Raw genomic sequence first — 3,814 nt, 5'->3', positions numbered from 1 at the left:
GTCGACCGATCCCAGGTGGGGAGCGGCAAATGAGGCAGCGATGAAGCAACTGGTGGCCAACGTGGCGAAGCCGAGGATCTGTCGCAGGGAGCCGTAGAGCGAGCGGAAGTTGACCGCGATGTACAACAGGCCCAGACCCTTGAAGGGGTCGCTGGGGATGAGGATGCAGGCGGCGAACGTGGTGCACTCCAGAACAAGGCCCGCGGCAGGGAAGTGGCCGCGGCGGTAGCACCGCAGCCACCACGACCCCAGGCTGATCAGCAGGCCGGCCCCGGCCAGACGCACCGGCCAGGAGCGGTTGCTCTCGATCAGAAGCTGCGGCAGATACGTCACCAGGAAGAAGACAGCGAACGCCAGGAAGAACCAGCGTAGGCGGGCCAGCAGCTCCTTTGGCGGTCCGGCAACCACCCACCAACGGCGCACGCTCTCCGGCATGGCTGCCTACCTTACTTATGCGCTGACGTATTCCCAGAGCACGATCGGCAGGCCGAGCCGGAATCTGAGCGGCGAGCCTCGCTCACCCGCGCCGGGATGAGAACGACCTTGCCGGGTGTGCGTCCCGCCCACACCGAGGTCAGCGCCTGCCTCGTCGCCTCCAAGGGGTGACACGAGCCAGGCAGGGGTCGATCCGGTCGTCTTGGAGCAGCCCGAAGACCTTGGCCAGATCGTCATGGATGGCGGTGTGTGCCGGACCGGGCCGGTCACGCAACCCGAATATGCGCACCCTGCGGCCGTCGGGGCGCAGCTTCAACGAGGTGACCCGGACGAGCTGGCGGCCGACCGGGCCGAAGAACGACTGACGGGCATCGGAGGCGCCCCCAGAGGAGACCAGGACGCCTGCTGCTAGCGCGGCCTTGACCAGGGAGATCCCGTCACTCGCCGGCAGGGACCCCGCCGGCGCCGTTGATCGAAGAGGCTTGCAGGGCGCCGGTCGTCAACCCCCAGCGCAGCAGCAACTCGTTGTACACGCCGGTGCGGATGAGCTCATCGAGTGCCCCGTGCAGAGCGTCACGCAGGTCGGGGTTGTTCTTCGCTATCGCAAGCCCGTACATGCCGGGTTCGTACTGAACGGTGGATGCGAGTTGATAGTGGGTGCGGGTGGCCGGGTCGCTGGTCAGCTCGGCCGCCGGCGGGTAGTCGTTGAGGATGGCCACCGCGCGCCCGGTGCGCACCTGCAGCAGGGCGTCGGCGTTCGTCTTGAAGGTTCGGATGGAGATCGGCTTCGCGCCGCAGGTCTGCTGCGAGCGCTCGAGCAGGTCCTGCTGCACGGTGGACTGCTCTACCGCGACCACCTGGCCGCACAGGTCCCTGAGGTCGGTGACACCCTGAGGATTGCCCCGGCGCACCACGATGGATGTGCCCGCGGAGAAGTAGTTGATGAAGTCGGCCTTCTTCTCCCGCTCGACCGTGTCGGTCATCGCGGACAGCACGCCGTCGTATTCGCCGGTCGCCGTGTCGTCGAGAGCGGTGGAGAAGTCGGCGGGCACCATTTCGATCTTGATGCCGAGCACGGAGCCGAGGGCGGCGGCGAGGTCGGCGTCGAAGCCCACTACGGTGCGCCCGTCCGGGGCGTACGACTCCATGGGGGCGTAGCTGGGGTCGGTGACGAAGCGGATTGTTCCACGATCCCGGATCGACTCGGGCAGCCGCTGCTGAATGGTCTTGTTGACCGCGATGGTGTCGGCGGCGCCGTTCGCCGCGTTGTCGGGCAGCGGGTCTCCGCCGCAGCCACCGACGAGCAGGGTGGTCGCGATGCCGGCGACCGCCACGAGACGGTGCATTGTCTGACGGTGGGCCATCTGGGCTCCTGCTGGTCTCATCCGGCTTGGGAAACCGGGACGTCGTGGTCGGCGGATGCCGGAGCAGCGCCGGAGAGGGCGCCGCCGGTGGTCGGGTCGGGGTCGTCGCGCTGCGCGACGGCGCGCCGCTCGCAGTCGGAGGGGGTGTAGTGGTCCAGGATGTTCGGCCAGGGCACCGGATTGGAAAACAGGTCGCCGTGGGCGTTGTCGCAGCCGGCTTCGGCCAGCCAACGGCGTACGCGGGGAGTCTCCACACCGTCGGCCGTGACCCGGACGCCGATGCCGTGGCCGAGTTCGATGACGGAGCGGACGATGGCCTGGTCCAGGCGGTCATGTGGCATGCCCCGGACGACGGTGCGGTCGATCTTGATTTCGGACATCGGCAGGTCGCGCAGGTGCGGGAAGCCGCAGTCGATGCCGAGGTCGCCGACCGCCACGCCGATGCCGTGCGCGGCGAGCGTGCGAACCGCGTCGGTCGCCGCTTGTCCGGCCACGGCGGTGCCCATGATTTCCAAGGTCAGCCGATCCGGGGCGGCGCCGGTGCCGGCGATCAGATCGGCGACGAGGCGGGGGAAGTCAGGCGCCTCGAGATTGCGGGCGGAGATGGTTACCGACACCGGCCACGGATGACCGGCCGCCGCCCATGCCGCTTGATCGGCGAGGGCCCGCCGCAGGATCCAGGCGGTGAGCGGCTCGATGAGACCCGAGTGCTCGGCGGCGGGAAGGAACTCCGAGGGCGGCAGTGGACCCCGTTGCGGGTGCTGCCACCGTACGAGCGCTTGCACACCGGTGACCGCGCCGTCGGACAGACGAACCTTCGGCCGGTACAGCAGCTCCAGTTCGTCCCGTTCGACGGCATGCCGTAGCTCGGCTTGGACTGTCAGCCACGCCGTCGAATGGTCGGCCGGCTGACCGGAGTAAATCACAATTCCAGACGTGCCGCGCTTGCCCCGGTACATCGCAGCGTCGGCGTGTTGCAGAAGTTCCTCCACGTCGGTGCCGTGCGCCGGGTAGAGGGCGACGCCGAAGCTCGCCTCAATGCTCAGCGGCACGCCGTCCAGCATCATGTCCTCGGTCACCGCGTCCCGCACACCGGTCAGCAGCTCGACGACCTCATCGGCGTCCGCGCCGGGCAGCACGAGCCCGAACTCGTCGCCCCCAAGGCGGGCCACCGTGTCACCGGTACGCACGGCGCCGGCCAGACGCTGCGCGACAACCCGCAGCAACTCGTCGCCCGCGTGGTGCCCGAGGGTGTCGTTGACTTCCTTGAAGCGGTCGAGGTCGCCCAGCACGATCGCGCCCCCGGATCCGCTGCGGCCGGAGGCTTCGAGCGCAGTCTCCGCGTGCGCGCGGAACGCCGCGCGATTAGGCATGCCGGTGAGGGCGTCGTGCAACGCCTCGTGCCGGTGGCGGGCCGCGTGGCGGCGCAACGAGCGCGTCGTCGACCACGAGATCACCGCGAGAACCAGGTACAGCGCCGCCAGGCCGATACCGAGCCGTACGTACGCCCGGCGTACCTGCTCCTGTAGGTGCGCCGCGATCGCCTCGTTCGGCAAGTACAACTCCAGTATGCCGACGGCCTGACCGGACGCCCCGATGATGACCGGCTGCAACACGCGGATGACCACACCGTTCGACCGGGAGTCATCCCGGACGACCGCCGCAGCCGCGTGCCCGGCCACGGCCGCCCGGAACGACGGATCGGACACCGAAACGCCGCCCGCCGTGGACCCGTCGTCGGCGAAGGCCACCCGGCCGGCGAAGTCGCGGACCCGCATGCGGACTACGGAGCCGCGGAAGATGGCCAGATCGGTGGCGGTCTGCAGCCGCTCACGCTGCTGATCAGTCAGACCGGCGGTCAGATCCGCGCCGTCGAGCGCCGGAGCGACCGCCATCTCCTCGATGACCGCGGCCTGCGCCAGCGCCTGGTCCCGTCCGCGGTCGGCCGCCTCGTCACGGTACCCCTGGGTGAGCACCGCGCCCAGGGCGCCGCGGCAAGCCTGGTCACCGTCGGC

At 69.5% G+C, this 3,814-nt stretch carries 2 protein-coding genes and 1 pseudogene; all 3 read right to left on the bottom strand.

Annotated features, from left to right (window positions below):
• Nucleotides 1-435: pseudogene (locus AB0M20_RS31490) on the bottom strand (hypothetical protein); the annotation flags it as partial.
• A 437-nt stretch (nucleotides 436-872) separates the two neighbouring features.
• Nucleotides 873-1,781, bottom strand: coding sequence for an ABC transporter substrate-binding protein (locus tag AB0M20_RS31485; protein WP_364303964.1), 909 nt, complete (start codon nucleotides 1,779-1,781; stop codon nucleotides 873-875).
• Nucleotides 1,782-1,816: 35 nt separating this feature from the next.
• On the bottom strand, nucleotides 1,817-3,814 hold a 1,998-nt coding region (locus AB0M20_RS31480; protein WP_364303963.1), incomplete at its 5' end, for an EAL domain-containing protein.

Origin of the sequence: Actinoplanes sp. NPDC051633 (assembly GCF_040681735.1) — a bacterium.
Taxonomy (GTDB): domain Bacteria; phylum Actinomycetota; class Actinomycetes; order Mycobacteriales; family Micromonosporaceae; genus Actinoplanes.
This window is presented reverse-complemented; position numbering and strand designations above follow the sequence as displayed.

What these genes read in the sequence shown, in the direction of transcription:
- AB0M20_RS31485 (WP_364303964.1), bottom strand. Translation starts at nt 1,781, where the DNA reads ATGCACCGTCTCGTGGCGGTCGCCGGCATCGCGACCACCCTGCTCGTC.